The 15,393-nt window shown below is 53.4% G+C and carries 16 protein-coding genes; 7 read left to right on the top strand and 9 right to left on the bottom strand.

What is annotated here, in order from left to right:
- Positions 1–13 precede the first annotated feature (13 nt).
- Positions 14–541: a WbuC family cupin fold metalloprotein gene (locus VFO10_RS05490; protein WP_325137869.1), complete on the top strand. Its 528-nt coding sequence runs from the start codon at positions 14–16 to the stop codon at positions 539–541.
- Here VFO10_RS05490 and VFO10_RS05485 read toward each other — a convergent pair.
- The 3 genes from VFO10_RS05485 to VFO10_RS05475 form a co-directional block, all read right to left on the bottom strand.
- Entirely contained in the window at positions 524–1,678 is a 1,155-nt protein-coding gene (locus VFO10_RS05485) for a tetratricopeptide repeat protein (protein ID WP_325137867.1), read from the bottom strand. The genes VFO10_RS05490 and VFO10_RS05485 overlap by 18 nt on opposite strands.
- Positions 1,679–1,799: 121 nt before the next feature.
- Entirely contained in the window at positions 1,800–2,789 is a 990-nt protein-coding gene (locus VFO10_RS05480) for a DUF4421 family protein (protein WP_325137865.1), read from the bottom strand.
- Between the two features lie 144 nt (positions 2,790–2,933).
- Complete coding sequence (locus VFO10_RS05475) at positions 2,934–3,125, bottom strand: hypothetical protein (RefSeq protein ID WP_325137863.1); 192 nt, start codon at positions 3,123–3,125, stop codon at positions 2,934–2,936.
- Here VFO10_RS05475 and VFO10_RS05470 point away from each other — a divergent pair.
- Both VFO10_RS05470 and VFO10_RS05465 read left to right on the top strand, forming a co-directional pair.
- Positions 3,124–4,086 carry a DUF1853 family protein gene (locus VFO10_RS05470; RefSeq protein WP_325137861.1) on the top strand — a complete coding sequence of 321 codons (963 nt, stop codon included), beginning with the start codon at positions 3,124–3,126 and terminating at the stop codon, positions 4,084–4,086. The two genes, VFO10_RS05475 and VFO10_RS05470, sit on opposite strands and share 2 nt — an antisense overlap.
- Positions 4,087–4,192: 106 nt before the next feature.
- A complete protein-coding gene (locus VFO10_RS05465; protein WP_325137860.1) occupies positions 4,193–4,759 on the top strand; it encodes a hemerythrin domain-containing protein in 567 nt (188 codons plus the stop codon).
- Positions 4,760–4,833: 74 nt separating this feature from the next.
- Here VFO10_RS05465 and VFO10_RS05460 read toward each other — a convergent pair whose 3' ends face one another.
- Together VFO10_RS05460 and VFO10_RS05455 are read right to left on the bottom strand one after the other, a co-directional pair.
- A complete protein-coding gene (locus VFO10_RS05460; RefSeq protein ID WP_325137857.1) occupies positions 4,834–5,943 on the bottom strand; it encodes a hypothetical protein in 1,110 nt (369 codons plus the stop codon).
- A gap of 244 nt (positions 5,944–6,187) precedes the next feature.
- Entirely contained in the window at positions 6,188–7,228 is a 1,041-nt protein-coding gene (locus VFO10_RS05455; protein WP_325137855.1) for an alkaline phosphatase D family protein, read from the bottom strand.
- A gap of 280 nt (positions 7,229–7,508) precedes the next feature.
- Here VFO10_RS05455 and VFO10_RS05450 point away from each other — a divergent pair, with 280 nt between their 5' ends.
- Positions 7,509–7,706 (top strand): hypothetical protein, encoded by a 198-nt coding sequence (locus VFO10_RS05450; RefSeq protein WP_325137853.1) that lies wholly within the window; start codon positions 7,509–7,511, stop codon positions 7,704–7,706.
- 25 nt (positions 7,707–7,731) lie between these two features.
- Here VFO10_RS05450 and VFO10_RS05445 read toward each other — a convergent pair whose 3' ends face one another.
- On the bottom strand, positions 7,732–7,911 hold the full coding sequence (locus VFO10_RS05445; protein WP_325137851.1) for a hypothetical protein: 180 nt from the start codon (positions 7,909–7,911) through the stop codon (positions 7,732–7,734).
- Positions 7,912–8,389: 478 nt separating this feature from the next.
- On the opposite strand from VFO10_RS05445, the gene VFO10_RS05440 reads away from it, so the two are divergent.
- From VFO10_RS05440 to VFO10_RS05430, 3 genes are all read left to right on the top strand, one after another.
- Complete coding sequence (locus VFO10_RS05440; RefSeq protein WP_325137849.1) at positions 8,390–8,767, top strand: hypothetical protein; 378 nt, start codon at positions 8,390–8,392, stop codon at positions 8,765–8,767.
- Positions 8,682–9,752 carry an amidohydrolase gene (locus VFO10_RS05435; protein WP_325137847.1) on the top strand — a complete coding sequence of 357 codons (1,071 nt, stop codon included), beginning with the start codon at positions 8,682–8,684 and terminating at the stop codon, positions 9,750–9,752. Before VFO10_RS05440 ends, VFO10_RS05435 begins: the two co-directional genes overlap by 86 nt.
- A gap of 136 nt (positions 9,753–9,888) precedes the next feature.
- Positions 9,889–11,268, top strand: a complete 1,380-nt coding sequence (locus VFO10_RS05430) for a C1 family peptidase (protein WP_325137845.1) — start codon at positions 9,889–9,891, stop codon at positions 11,266–11,268.
- A gap of 40 nt (positions 11,269–11,308) precedes the next feature.
- Here VFO10_RS05430 and kynU read toward each other — a convergent pair whose 3' ends face one another.
- From kynU to VFO10_RS05415, 3 genes are all read right to left on the bottom strand, one after another.
- Positions 11,309–12,601, bottom strand: coding sequence for a kynureninase (kynU, locus tag VFO10_RS05425; protein ID WP_325137843.1), 1,293 nt, complete (start codon positions 12,599–12,601; stop codon positions 11,309–11,311).
- A gap of 155 nt (positions 12,602–12,756) precedes the next feature.
- Complete coding sequence (locus VFO10_RS05420) at positions 12,757–13,881, bottom strand: fatty acid desaturase family protein (RefSeq protein ID WP_325137841.1); 1,125 nt, start codon at positions 13,879–13,881, stop codon at positions 12,757–12,759.
- Positions 13,882–14,425: 544 nt separating this feature from the next.
- The gene (locus tag VFO10_RS05415; RefSeq protein ID WP_325137839.1) at positions 14,426–15,391 is read right to left on the bottom strand and encodes a hypothetical protein; all 966 of its coding nucleotides are present in this window, start codon (positions 15,389–15,391) and stop codon (positions 14,426–14,428) included.
- Between the last annotated feature and the right edge of the window lie 2 nt (positions 15,392–15,393).

The following is a 15,393-nucleotide window of genomic DNA, read 5'->3' as shown; positions in this document are numbered from 1 at the left end:
GAGCCCATATATCATGAACGAGCAGACCGAAGACAACAAAGCGCAAACACGGCCGATTCAAATTGTGGATCAAAAGCTCCTTGATCAGGTGTCGGCCAGAGCCCAGGCCTCCCAGCGCCTGCGCATGAATCATAATCTTCATCAGCTGGAAGACCGGGTGCAGCGCATGCTGAATGCCCTGGAACCAGATAGTTATGTCAGGCCCCATCGGCACATAGACCCGCCCAAGGTTGAAATGTTTGTCATTCTGCGGGGAAAAAGTGCGGTTCTGATTTTTGATGACGCAGGAAATCTGGAAAACACCATCATCCTGAGTCCCCAGGATATCTGTGCGGTCGATATTCCCGCCGGTCATTGGCATTCCCTGATCGCTTTGGAGCGCGGTACGGTTGTGATGGAAGCCAAGGATGGACCGTACATAGCCAGTACCGACAAGGATTTCGCGGGCTGGGCACCCAGGGAAAACTCCCGCGATGCCGCCCTCTGGCTCGAAAGCATGCGAGCGCGGATTCTGGACTCAATGCTAACCCATCTTCGTTAGAGCAAGAGCCGCCGGCTCATAATCAGGCTCCATCTGCAGGGCTTTCTTCAAGTAACGCTTCGCGTTCATTTCATCGAAAATGTCCTGATAAGCGATCCCTAGCCTATAATAAAGATCATAGAGATAAGGATGGTCTTGCATCATCTCAATAAACTTCAAATAGAAATCTATGACGCGAACATAGGCTTTCTGCTCGCGCATGGTCTGCACTTCACGGTGCAAAACCTCAAAAAGTTCCTTGGAGCCATGCGAATCCTGCAAAGCCGCAAGGCTCCCCCGAAAATCACCCGCCCGCATAGCCACCCGAGCCAGCACCTCATTCGCGTCCTTGCGCAGTCGGTCCAGGGTTTTCAGTTTTTTCATGGCCGCCTTCGCCTCCTCATAGCGCCCCAGCTCAAAGTTGGATAGACCTGTATTGGCCAGAATCTCCAGATTCAAAGGGCTCAGACGGGCCAGCTCATCAAGCAGGGGCACGGCTTCATCAAAGCGCTTCTCTTTCATGAGCAGCTTGGCGATCTTATGAGTCGGAACATACGACTGAGGAAAGAGCTCGCGGGCCTTCTGATAGACCTTGCGCGCATCATCATGCCGGCCGAGTTTCAGAAAAATATCACCGAGCAAGAGAAGACTCTTCTCCAGCGGCTTATGACTCTTGACCAGTTTCGTGGCCAAATCAAGTGCCATGTCCACCAGCCCGCTGGACATGGCGGCATGAGCTTCCCGAAACGCCTTTTCCTCTTCAGAAAGGGTCAGTTCTTCATGGAAAAGACTCTGAAGCTTCTGCAGTATATGCGAGCTGTCGAAGGGTTTCGGGATCACGTATTTGATATTGTGTTCCGCGAGCACAACCATGATCAGGCGATCAAGATTATCGACCAGGACCATATGAGGTTCCAGGCCATAGTTCCCCGTCTCGCGCAAGGACTGGATCATCGTCAGGCCCGACATGTCCGCAAAGTTCTGATAGGTGATGAACAATTGATACTGACGCCGGACCGCAGCCTGGTAGGTATCCCTGGTGTTCAAAAATACGTCGACATTCGGGAATTTAAGACTCTGCGTGACGTGTACAATGCGAGCGGCATCCTCCTGACCCCGTGCGGTTACGGCTAAACGGACGTCCTTTCCGTTTATCATGACGATCACCTTTCCGTGCTTGAGCACTTTCCATGTGAAAACCTTCCCTTTGTTAGAGATTATCACAATGGCAGCAACATGCCGCTGAGGAAGCTGCAAGGCCGAAGGTTCGGGTGGAATTTTAGAGGCGGCAGCCCAGGAAAATCTCATAGCTCGAGGTGTTGAACGTGGATTCCATGCGGTCCAAGGGAATAATGAGGCTATCCACCCAGGACGATAGTCCGAAGAACCAGCTTTTACGGTCGATGCCCACGCTCGACGATACTATGGCCTTATCAGCAGACAGTGGCGTCGCATTTTTTTCCGGCAGTCGATCGAGCGACCCTTGAATCTGGTAGGATCGGCCCACGAAAACATTCGCGGCAAACCAAGGACCGAAATCACTCTTCAGAATAAAGGCATAGCCCAGCATGAAGCTGATGGCGCTGGCTTCCATGCTCGATGACAGAGTTTCGTCCTGATAAAGTTCCCTGATGAAACCCGGGATGTTCTGAATCTTCAGATAATCAAAGGAGGTTAGGAACAGCAGCGAATCAGCGCTCGCGGCCTGATATTCCGCCTGATGCATGTGTGCGTTGTGCTTATAATTCGCGGCATCATTGATATAGAAAAGGTTGAAGCCCTTGCGCGCCAACTGCAGATCAGGGTAATAGGCGTGCAGGTAGGCCGAGGGCGGATTCGGTTCCGTCGCTGCGGAAGCCTCGGTATCATGCATGCCCTGGTATTCCTGATAATAGACGTCAAAGCCAAGCCAACCCACTGCGCCATGGAATTGATAGTCCACAGCCTTGGTGTTTCCCTTGGTCGCGATGGCTTCTTCGGAAAGGGGCTGGGATTGAGAGATCGCCAGACTGAAGCCATGATATCCCAGCGACAGGCCAGGTTTCGAATCGGTATTGGGTTCGAGGATGGTATGCTTCGGCACAGGCAGACCCTGAGCCGCTGTGCGGGCGGCCACGTCCGGCTTCAGCCCTGATTCAAATCGAATTTTGGCCGTTGTCAGGGAAGGACGAATCAGAAGCTGATCACGCCCCGCATTCGCCGACGGACTCGCGCAGCTGATCATAAGACCTGGAAACACCAGGGCCTGAAGGATAGGCTTTGGATGCATAGGGATTAACCACGCTCGTAGACTGGTCGTGGATTGAGTGATTCTCTCCAATTAGTCTATCTTAGTTCGCACGCAGGCTGCAAGGAAGGGCAAAACCTGACCGGTGTGTCAGCCTGGGCCTCGGCCGAGCTTTACCAAAGAAATTTACGCGGCGCAGGGCTTGCCAGTGCCCTGATCGCCTCGGTATTTTACATAGGTGGAATTCAGGCCACCGTGCGATCCACCCATGAATTCAATGCCGGAGCCGCGGCGGACGAGAAGTCCCAGCTGATGAAAGAATTCATGCCGGCACTGAATTCGAATAGGCCCAGACGTTTTAGCCAAGGAAGGCCGCATGCATTATCAACCCTCGCCCTCGCGCTTTCCCTGGCAGGATCTTCATGCTTTGATCATGGACCCTCTTCTTCTTGATGAAAGCTGCCCGGCTTTTGCAGGGCGTGCGGTGTCCGCCGCATGGTTTCACGCGATGCAGCAGCGTTCTGTGGCCTGGCTTCAGGGGCTCAAGCAGAATCCCGAGCCCCTCAAAGAATGGCTGTCCTCCCAGCCCTCTCATCGACTTGGTTTTTACTTTGAACAGCTCTTTGCGTTCTGGTTGAGCCGAATGGAGAAGACGTCGGTCTCGCGTCACAGGCCGGTGACACGGGATGGCAGGACCGTGGGGGAGCTTGATATCCTTGGTCTGGACCGGGATACGGGACAGGCCTTGCACTTTGAATTGGCTATCAAATATTATCTGCAGACCGCGAGGGACAGATCTGAACTTTGCGATTTCGTAGGACCCCGGGCGCAGGACCGCCTGGATTTGAAACTTGAGAGGCTCTTTCAAAAGCAGCTCCGATTATTGGAAACAGAGGATGGCTTACGCGCTGTCCCACAGGACCTCCGGCATCGTCCCTTTGTGTCCAGGGCCTTTGTGAAAGGCGGGCTCTTTTACCCGCTTGATCTGTGGTTGGAATCCCAGGCACCACCTGTCCCCATCGGAGTCAACCGATCCGCGCCCCTGGGCTGGTGGCTGCGGATAACTCCGCGCGCTCCACAGGAATGGAGCTTATTACAGGCGGAAAAATGGTCGCTTCTTCCGCGCCTGGAATGGATGTCCCGGCAGACGCGGGAACATGATGATCCTGAACTCCTCGATCCTCCGCGTTTTTGGGAATACTGTCGGCAGACCATTCACACGCGGAATCGGGCGCTGCTCACCATTGGTTATGCTTCGGCGGGCCAGTCAGGCCTTTGGCGCGAGGTCACGCGCGGTTTTCTACTGCCTGAAAGCTGGCCGCTCATTATGCCGAAGTGACTCGACTCTGCGCCACTCCAGGTCATGGCACAGCGCATGCATAGCTCCTCTAGCCCAGGCTCAGGCTTTATGCGCCTGCTTTCTGGATCAACAAAAGGAGCACACCTTGGATATTATCGATAGCGCGAAAAATGCCATAGAAAGCGTTCAGAGAGCACTCAGTAACAAAAACGTTTTGGAAACCGCCGAAGTCGGGGACCTCAATGCCCTGGAGCTTCTGATCGCCCAGCACCGCGAGGTGGATGCCCTGTTCGCGGCCTACGAAGAGGCGGGTGAGAAAGCCTTCCGCACCAAAGAAAAAATCTATGAAAAAATAGCGGAAAAACTTCGCCTGCACGCAGAGCTGGAAGAAAAGCACTTCTATCCTTCCGCCGAGCGCCTGGATGCGGCACTGGTTCGTGAAGCTGAAGAGGAGCATCAGGTTCTGAAGGAAATGCTGGCCAAGATCGACGAGCTGGCGGCCGAGGATTCAACGTTTGATGCCAAGGTCACCGTGCTCAAGGAACTCATCGAGCATCACGTACGCGAAGAAGAGCGGGAACTTTTCCCTGAATGCAAAAGCAAAATGCCCGAAGAAAAGTTGAAAGAGATCGGCGCGATCATGCACGCTGAGACACTTCAGAAAGACAGCAGCCTTCAGGAGAAAAAATCCCAGGCTTCCAAAACTCACTGATCCGAGCCGCAGGGCCCAGGTCCATCACCTGGGATTTCCCGCGCCTGGACGCGGACGCCATACCGTGTTTCTAGTCAGGGAATAAAAGACATTGCAAAATACGTCAGCAGGATCACGGCGTGAACAGCCCCCTGCAGAAGAGTGGATTTCCCTGTCCCCAAAGTCAGAATACCGACGAGGAAAGTCATGGCCAGGAACACCATATTCTTGGGATCCAGGCCCAGGGAAATCTCGCGTCCCGCGTAAAGGGAAAAGGCGATCACAACGGGAATCGTCAGCGCGATGCTCGCTATGCCCGAGCCCAACGCCAAATTCAAACTGGTCTGCAAACGGTTGGCGCGCGCTGCGCTGATCGCCGCCCAGGTTTCAGGCAGCAGGACGATGACAGCGATCAGCAGGCCCACGGTTGATTTCGGGGCTCCGATGGAGTTGATCCCCTGTTCGATCAAGGGCGAAATGATTTTGGCCAGACCGATGACAGCCACAAGACTCACACAGAGGGAAATAAAACTGAGCCATGCATCCGTGACCGAAATCTCATGGATTTCCTGAGGACGGTCCAGACCCGATTCATCGGCAGTGGGTTCAAAATAACCCTTATGCGTGTGCGTCTGGAAAAAGATAAAGAGCATATAGAGAAGCACGCAGATGACCGCGATAAAAACCATCTGGGCTGTGCTGTAGGTGGGGCCCGCCGTGGTTATCGTATAGTTGGGAAGGATGAAGACCAGCGTTGCCAGCGTGATCAGGACCACAAACAAACTTTTGGAACCCTGAACCTGAAATTCCTGCTCTCTATATTTGAGTCCACCCAAAATCAGACAGAGCGCCACCATACCGTTCGTTATGATCATGACCGCGGCAAAAACCGTATCACGCGCCAGCACCGCAGCATCGGATCCCGCCTGGGCCATGAGTGAAATGATGAGGCCCACTTCGATAATGGTGACGCAAAGGGCAAGCACCAGCGTGCCGAGTCCCTCGCCAATCTTATGGGCGATAACCTCGGCATGGTGAACCGACGACATCACAGCGATTCCCAGAAAAATCGAAGCAATCGTGGAAATCCAATAGTTGGTCTCGGCAAAGGATTGCGTCACGAGCAGGACCAGAAAGCAAAGCGTCGCCAGGACATGTTGGGGCTCAAATCCTTTTCGCAGGAATTGAGCCGTTGAAACACCCATACGGAAACCCCCAAAAAGTTGAAGACGTTCACCCATGCAACTGACAATGCCGTGGCTTGGCTCGCATGGACGGCAGGGCTGCTATGATAGGATGGGGGAAAAGTCCTTGTCAACCTTACATGCGGGCGCGTATGCCGCTCTATCCCAGATGTTGGGGTGAATGGGTAGGCCGCGACATTCATCGCGAACCGTCCCCTCAGAAGGACGAAAAGCGGAAGGATAGACATTCGGCCCAGGACATCTTTTACTCAGTCGCAAAAACAGGATTGAGCTCGCGATAGACACTCGTGGATTGCGACGCCCTTATTTCCATACGTACCTGAGGTCCAATCCCATCCCATTCAATGCGGATGAGCCCATAGTTTTGATTTCCTACGACCTTGCCAATTCGATAGGGACTCGGCAGCGCCGCGCCGGTTGAGTGCGTGAGCCCGCTCGACATGAATTCATACACGGGAAGCCCATTTCCCAGGACGATACGGGAAAACTCGGCCTGATGGCGATCGCCGCTGAGCAGAACGGTGGGAACATTGGCCCTTGCGATCAGATCATAAAGCCGACGTCTTTCTTCACCGAAAGCGTTCCAGCCTTCCAGACCAAAACCTGTGCTGGGCGAGGTGACGTTGATGCTGGAGCCGATGATAAGGAATTCGCTATCGAGATTCGCGATTTGGTCCTCGAACCAGGCCCATTGAATATCCCCAAGCAGCTTTTTCTGGGTGCGGCTGCGATCCTGGTTATAACGAAGGTCAAGCAGGATGACTTTGGTGCGTTGACCGCGGGGACCGATCTCATAGCTTTGATAGATGCCGCTGTTGGCCCAGACCTCCGCGTCCGATGCAAGGTCCAGAAAATTCAGGGTGGCCTGCTTGCTCGCGACTTTATCTTGAAAACTTCCGTCCTGATTATCCGACGCATAATCATGGTCATCCCAGGTCCCAATCACGGGGGTTTGGCTGCGAAAGGCCGCGTAATAGGGATTGTCTTTCAAGGCGCGGAAGCGGGCCCGACGCTGGTCCATGTTCAAACCATCACCGTAGATCGTATCGCCAAGCCAGATCCAAAGGTCGGGAGCCTCGGCCGCTATATTTTTCCAGTAGCTCTGGTCGCGATCGGAATAGTTGCAGGAACCGAAGGCCAGCCTGGTTAAAGGGCGTTCCCGGAGGGCCTCCAGCTTTTCACTATTGCTGGATTCCAGGAGAAAGTCCTGAGCCTTGATAGTCTGAGCCAGAAAAAGACCAAAGGCACCATGCACACTGCTGCAGATAAACCGACGACGATCCATGGCGATCTCCCAAATCTGTAATTTGGATGACAGTCTAGGCGAGCCAAATCAAAGGGATAAAAAAATTGGATGAAGATTCGGCTTTGTCGGTTGAAAGGAATGGAAGGCTTCTGATCCCTGGCATGCCTTATGCTTCAATACCTGGGTAAGCCTGGAAGAAGGACGGGTTGAATCCTGTAACGTATTTAAAATATTGGATATTTCGATATCAGGCTGATGGTTCAATGTTAAGTCAGCTCTGGCTACGAGTTGATCAGATCTTTTACGGTGGAGTAGGTGAATGTTGAGATGTCTCGTGCTTGCCCTGGTGTTGGTTGGCTGTGGTGCTGAAGAAGAGCATGCGAAGCAGGTGATTTCAGGCGATGGACAGCAAGGCTTTCAGGAGTGCGCGATCGCGCCTGTTGAATCGCCTCTCGATCGAGCTGTCCTGCAGACCGGCACTTTGCCTCTTGAAGAGCAATGCCTCGTCCAGCCTTGAGCCCAAGTCGTGAGGCCTTGTCCATCTAGATGAATCGCGGCACCAGCGAAAGGATGAGGCCTATCACCACGAGCCAGACTTTCGAGTCGAGCACATAGGGATAGATCATCAGAAGAAGACCGCAGATTATCATCGAAATGCGGGCCTGCTTCCGCCCATAGCTGAAATACACAAAGCCGATAGCGCCGAAAATAAGCGCCAGCATAAAAAACCCAACATCGAAATCCATGAAAGTCCTTTCACCGACGCGCGATGGTCATGGCCTAAGGCTCACCCCCAGAACTCTGACGTCGGCGTGGTAGCGATCAGGCGCGAATCATCCAATGCTGCCAGTCGATGAATCACGATGTCCTTATTCATCGCACATTTCCTCGTCCGGAGCTATGACGGCCGCATGGGCGTTCCCCATCCATTTCACGCGTGCCCCTATTGAGCATGACAAGGGGGCCTTGGTCGGGAAACTTCTGTATAAATGCTTCAAGAGAACGCTCGGACGGCTTGATGGACTTGTCCATGAAAATCTCCTTCATAACTCCAAAAGGAATAGCAAAGACCGTCCGGACTGGCAAATGCAAGCTTCCTGGTCGATTACACCAGGCGACACCCCCACTTTTGCCATGACACCCTCGCAAATTTTCGCTAACTACAACGGCATGATCCCATTTTGAATGAAGGAGGCCTTGATGGATTCGAGGATATGGAGCGGACTCCTGGCGTTGCTCATGCTCTCAGCTACGACAGTTCATGCCAGTCCTATGCTTTTTCATGGTAGCTCCATACTCACGCTTGATGGTAAACCTGCAGGCCATGAAGCAATGATTATAGAGCAGGACCTTATTGTTGCCCTTGGTCGCTTCCAGGACCTCAAAAAGGCTTATCCTCAGGCTCGCGAAGTCGCTCTGAAAGGGCGAAGCGTGCTTCCTGGGATCATAGATTCTCATGTGCATGCAGCCGAGCTGGGAGCCTCGTCACTCTATGCGGATGTCACCGAAGCGCAAAGCGTCGCGGATAGGATCGCTGCTCTCAAAGCCTTTTATCCTCGCGCGAAGCCAGGCGAATAATGGCGCCGCGCTCACCATCGCCGGTATTGATGCTAAAACGCCTCATCCCGAAGGCGGGACCATCCTGCGCCGGGCCAATGGCGAGGCGACCGGCGTGCTCCTTACTCTGGCTAAAAAGCTCGTTGAACCTCATATCCCGCCCCTGACTCAGGATCAGGAGGAGCGAGCCATTCTCAAAGGACTGCAGCTTATGGCCGCTGAAGGCGTCACCTCGGTGCACGAGGCGGGTATCAGCAGAAAGCGTTTGCCTGCCTGGGAAAATCTCGCCCGCCAGGGCCGACTTCCTATCCGCGTCTATGGATTGCTGGATGGTAACGATGCAGAACTCGTAGCGAACTGGGTGAAACGCGGACCTTTCGACAGCGATTTCTTTACAGTTCGTGGCTTTAAGGTTTACTACGATGGATCCCTCGGTTCCCGGACGGCCCTGCTTGCCGGCCCTTATAGCGACCGGCCTCATGAAGCGGAGATGACCGAACGCATTTCGATCGAAGCCATCCGCAAACTTGCCGAGCAGGTGAGCCCTCAGGGTTTTCAGTTGGCTGTCCACACCATCGGCGATGCTGCCAATCATAAAATCATCGACCTCTATCGCGTGCTTCGTCGAAAATTCCCCGCCCGTGATTTACGCTGGCGGCTTGAGCATGCACAGGTCCTCGATGCCAAAGCCATTCGTGAGATCTCTCAACTGGGCCTGATTGCAAGCATGCAGCCTTCACACGCAGTCGGCCTTGCTCGATGCCAAGGTGCGGCTGATGCTCAACTCCGACTTGCCAGGCGAGCCCTGGACACCCAGGGAAACCCTTTATTTTGCTGTGACGCGAAAGACCCTCTATGGGCAGCCGCCTCAAGGCTGGTATCCAGCGCAGGCTTTAACCGTGCAGGAAGCCCTGACTTCACAATACCGTCTGCGCAGCTCAAGGATATCAAAGTCATCGAGACCTGGGTCGACGGCAGACTGGTGAAACCCTTCACAGGTTCATAACGCATATTCATAAGCCTTGCTTAAGTAGCCAGGGATGCAAGCTGGGCTTTCCTCTATCGGCTTGCGAAAAGCAGTGTAGCTTTCCGCTTCGCTTTGCTAAATAGGATCCTATCAACCCAGACAAAGGTAGGAATCTATGATGAGTCGGTATGTGCTGCCCGTGATGATGCTGTTGGGAGGGACGCAGCTCGCTGCGCAGGAAATCAAAATCAATGGCATGCCTCGCAGGCTGCAGCCGAAGCCTCAGGAACCTTACTGGAAAGACTCTTCTGAGAGCTTGCGGGAGGCAGGGACGAGCCCACTGCCTGAGGAGGTTGATCTTACGAACGAGCAGACTCCTATCAAGGATCAGGCCAATCGTGGAAGCTGCGCCTACTTTACGACTACAGCCCTGTTTGAACAAGCTTTCAAAAAATATTTTCCTGACCATCATGATATCAATCTTTCCGAAGAGTATCTGATCTTCGCAAACAAGGCGTTGGATCAGGTCAATACTCGCGAGGACGCCTCGTATTTGCCCAGGAACATACAGACCATGACAACCCGTGGTCTCCATCTGGAAGAGTCCGTGCCCTATTCCCATTCCTGGTTTGAAAGCGGCATGCCCTGCGCGTCTTATGAAGATGATACGACAGCGCCCGAGTTCTGCCGGAGTCACTTTGGTCCCGACCCTGCGGTGCAGGCGGCGCTTATTCCTTCGGATCGTTATGATGTTAAGGTCCGCAGCCTCAGAAGCATTCGGGACGTGCAGGAGAATCTGGCTGCTGGTTTTGCGGTGACCATATCGGTTCCTGTCAACCAGAACGGTTGGAATGGGGACGGAGGATTCGTGACCCATAGTCAGGAGCTTGAGGATCAGTGTGAGGTGGAGGCCGATCTCTGCGGTGGTCACACCGTTTTGCTCACGGGTTACAATGAAAAAGACCAGGTCTTCTATTTTAAAAATTCCTGGGGCGCAGGTTGGGGCGTGAAAGGCTATGGGCGCATGCCTTATGACTTTGTCAAAAACTGGTCTTATGGCAGCTTTTATACTGCCGAAGTGAAGCGACTGGATGCTGAACTTGTCAATGCCGGGAGTCCCTTCAAGCTGACTCCGGTCGTCAGCACGGTTCGTCCTGCCACTGACGCCAAGGGCCGCACCGGGGTCGCTGTGGATCTGGAATTCACCTATGAAGCCCCGGTTGGAACTTTCTTCTATGTGAGTCTCTTCCCACAGCTCAAAGGCATCTCGTCTCAGGACCCGGCCGCCTCACCGACCTATAATCCCGTTTATATCGTGAGCGAAGATGGTGCCCAGACCATCATTCGGGATACACGGTTTGTGCTGGCGCAAAAACCTGAGGATTTGATCTATTCCGTGGAGAAACCTTTCCAGCTCTTCATCGCGGATGAGGATCTGGAGAAGGCTGGCGTCAAAAATAGCAGAGATCTGGTGCTGCGGCCCAGCATCTACGCAATGAGTGACAGCGAATCGTATAAGATACTGTTCCGTGAGTATTTTGGTTTGACCCGTTAGTTGTGGCGGGTCGCCCTGCGGGTCCCGCCTTTTGTTTGCGTCAGGGAATGTCGGTGGGCTTTTGATAGCGCTCCAGATCACCGTCCTCCAGAATGTGGAGAATGCAGCTGATCGTGGCGACAAGGTCGCTGTAGGTATTATAGAAGGCCGTCGGCGCGAGGCGCAGGATGTTCGGCGGCCTGAAGTCGGGAACGATTCCCTGCTGACGCAAAGCCTGAGCCAGGGCAAAGGCATCGGCTCCGGCAAAGGCCACATGTCCGCCGCGCTGATCGGCCCTGCGCGGGGTTACTATACGAAGACCATGAGGCGCAAGATAGCGATCCCCCATGGCCATCATCAGCTCAGTCATCGCCAAAGATTTTCTGCGCAGTTCATGCTGATCAGCTTCAGCAAAGAGTGCAAGTGACGCTTCGAGTGGAATCAGGCTCAAGACATGAGGCGTTGAAATCTGAAAGCGCCCCGCGCCCGCCGCCATTGCAAAATCGTGATTCAGTTGGAATTGCGTGTCTTTCCGATGTCCGAACCATCCCGATAGAGCCGGTTTCAGCGCCGCATGCTTTTCATGAATATAGAGGAATCCCGTACTGCCAGGACCACCATTCAGATATTTGTAGCCGCAGAAAACAGCTCCATCGACGCCCCACTCGTGAAATTCATGCGGAACGGACCCTGCTGAGTGAGACGCGTCCCATATCACCCGGGCGCCGACAGCGTGGGCCTTTTCCGTGATGGCTTTGATATCGAAGAGCTGACCTGAACGATACTGGACGGTCGACAGCACCAGCAGCGCAACCGTTTCATCCAGCGTGGCCATGATGCGATCTTCGTCGATCAGGTAACCGTCTTCACTTGAAATGCGCAGAAGCTCCGTCTCGGGATTCAGGCCCCGCAGGATCAATTGATCACGGAGGACGTAAATATCAGACGAGAAATTAAGCGAGTCACTGACAATGCGCGACCGTTTGGGGTCGGATGGAAAGAGCGTACTGACGAGGCTATGAAGGTTGGAAGTGGTCGTGCCACTCGCAATCAGCTCAGAAGCTTTCGCACCCACCAGTGGCGCTGCCATGTCGCCGATCTTTTCCGCCAGGAAAAACCAAGGCTGCTCCGCATCGAGCCAGCCTTCGATCGCCAGTTCCTTCCACTCACGCAGGACTCGTTCGACGGCCTTCTCGGCTTTGCGACTCAAAAGTCCCAGGGAATTGCCATCCAGATAGATACCTGAACCCTGGAAGAATTCCGCACGGAAACGGGCCAGAGGATCAGCCGTATCCAGGCGTTTGGCGTTCTGCCGTTCTTCTGAAAGTGATGGGTGTACAAACAGAGGATTCATGCTTTTCCCGTCAACGTTGGTGTTGCGGACTTAACATGATTCGCTCGGAATTCCATGTCAATGAAGGAAAGCAGAGGCCCGAATATTTTTTATGAACCTCTGTATACGGTCATGCAGGGTGCAGAAACCTTTGACGTTTTCTGGGCTGGGACGCATCAGCCCACGCTGCGCTTGCCAGCACTTGTCCCGAGTTGCTGCGGCGGTTTCTGATACACGGCGTGCGTGGTTCCGTCACACAGAAACTTCATCACGGCGCGAACCGCCTCCCAGTAGCCTTCGTAGCGAACGTAGGATACGCCATACTTTTTGCATTCTTCCCGAATAATCAGGGATATCTCGGGATAGAAGTGGGGGTGAATATCCGGGAAGGTATGATGTTCGATCTGATAGGTCAGCCCCCCGGTCACCCAGAACATGAAGCGTGAATCCATAGCGAAGTTGGCCGAAGTTTCGATCTGCACTCTTTGGAATGAAATCTCTTTATAGGCTTTGGGACCTGGCACCTCATAGAACTTTACGTCAGCCGTGGTATGAGCCACAAGAAAGATGGGAACGAGAATAACCGACTGCGTGACGAGGTAGAGAAGCCCAAGGCCCGGCGCATACAGTGAATCGAAAGCCAGGTAAGGAAGGACAAAGAAGATCGCGAGGGCATAGGCTTTGCCTGCCAGGATAACGAGCCATTCATTGAAATGAATCTTCTCGTAGTTCCTGTGCAGACGGATAATGCTGAGGAACTGGCGGAAGAAGCGAACAACCTGGGCGATCGAGATCAAGAAGAGGACTTTGGCTGCGCTTTGCTGCTGCTTCAGGTTGTTGGTGATGAGGATGACGTCCAGGTCTTTTTCTGCGTCGCCCACCTTCAGGTTGGTAAAGGCATGATGGGATTTATTATGGACGTTGTCCCACACGTATTCGGATATCGTGATGAGACAGTCCCAGGAAATAAACTTGAAAACACGTCCTGCCCAGGAATCCTGCTCGAACAATTCGTTATGGGACAGAGCATGGGCGAATCCCATGAAGGTCAACGACGAAGCTATTGCGGATACGATGGCAAGAAGCGGGAAGAGAAAGACGTCAAAGTCGGATTGAAAGACGCCCATGTATTTGCCGACGATCGCCGCAGGAAAGAGAAACCCAGCCGCGAGACAGACGGCGTAATACCATGAGTATAACCTGGGGAGCTTTGGCTTTTTCGAACCATACCGCGAGGCAAAATGCTCATTTATCCTTTGGCGCAAGCTGTCTTCAAAACTTTTGTTTTTCGCCTTGTTCACGGGCAGCCTCGAAACTTTGGGATCGTGCAGTTAAACTCTTTCCTGACTTATCGAGGTTTCGTCTGCACTATTGAAGGAAAAGATGCACAGGTTCGCCCATCCCTTGTAACCTATTGAATTCGCGGAACTATATAACCTTCCCCATTTGAAGTCGGGTGAGTTGCCTTGCGCAATACGAGATTCACACAGGCCTCGCTTGCGGAAAGCTCATCCATTTGATGGGTGGACTCTGAATTCTTACCAGGCGGCTTAAGAGTCATTCCGTCCCAGGGCAGAATGTCTCAACGATTCTATAGCCCGACGCTTCCTCAGCTTGGGGAGCCCGATAGATAAAGGCTCCAGGAAGGGACGTGGCTTGGCTTAAGCGCCGTCTGGCAATTCGTGACCGAGGGCGGTGGGGCTGCTCATCTTCTTCTCGCTTCCATTGACGATCCCAAGACGGTCAACTTTCACTATGAAATCGACCTGGCTTCGAAGTCCTGGTTTCCCAGAGATGCGTCCACAGACGATCAGTATGAAAAGACGGAAAGCTAACGTCGCACCGTTAGAATTTCATGACCAAAGGCGCGACGGGCAGAGGAGGAACTATGTCGGTTGCCAAAATTTTATGGGCCAGCTCGGCGCGACCCGCAGCCAGGAGTGCCTCGGCATGAGTCTTCGCCACCGCTGGGTTCAATTTAGACCGCATGGCGAGGGTCTTCTGCGACATTGTTTCGAAACCATAATGATCGAGATGCTGCCAGAACAAGCTGGCTAAAGACGAATTATCCCCCAACTTGCGAAGAATCGCCTGGACCATGGCATCATCGGAGCGATAATTGAGCCAGTGAGCCAGCAGCAGCGCCGTATGGGGGACCAGTTCCAAATCCATGAAAAATTCCTCAAGCACGTTCGCTTCAAAAAGCGGCAGGATGCGATAGGCATAAGCAGGAAATTCAAGATAGCGCCCTAAGAAGAGCCATTGTTTGTGAGTCACACTGAGTTGGAATACGTCTTCGACGAGGCCCAGCCTGGCCCTGGCAGCCAGGGCTTCATTCAAAAGGTCGGCCTTTCTATAGCATTCGCTCGCCATATAGTAGAACTGAGCATCCCGCTTCGCCATCTGTTCAAAACTCAGTGCAGCCTTCTGCCAGTTCTCAAGCTGCATATACAGCTCGGAGGCCTGGGAAAACTTCTGATGCTTTTCGAAAAGAGCTGCAGCTCTGTCGAGAGCATTCATTCGTATAAGCGTGGCCGCCGCCTCGTCGACCTTCTCATGCTTCACCAGGATTCTCACTGCCTTTTCAGCCAGGTCTATCGTTTCGAGCATATGGGCGGCTTCGACGATCTTGTTCTGTTGAAAAAGGACTTTCGCCATCCGGTAAATTTGTATTTTTTCCGCAGCCAGGAATGGTCGCGGCTCGTCATCAGACTCGGCTGAAGAGTCATCAGTTGCGACGGCTTTGGCCTTCTCCTTACTGGGTCTGAAAGTGCCGAAGAACGCCGGAAAAAGTCCCGAATCACTTTGCATAG

The organism is Oligoflexus sp. (assembly GCF_035712445.1).
GTDB lineage: Bacteria > Bdellovibrionota_B > Oligoflexia > Oligoflexales > Oligoflexaceae > Oligoflexus.
The sequence above is the reverse complement of the archived record's forward strand: the minus strand, read 5'-3'. Positions and strand labels throughout refer to the sequence as shown.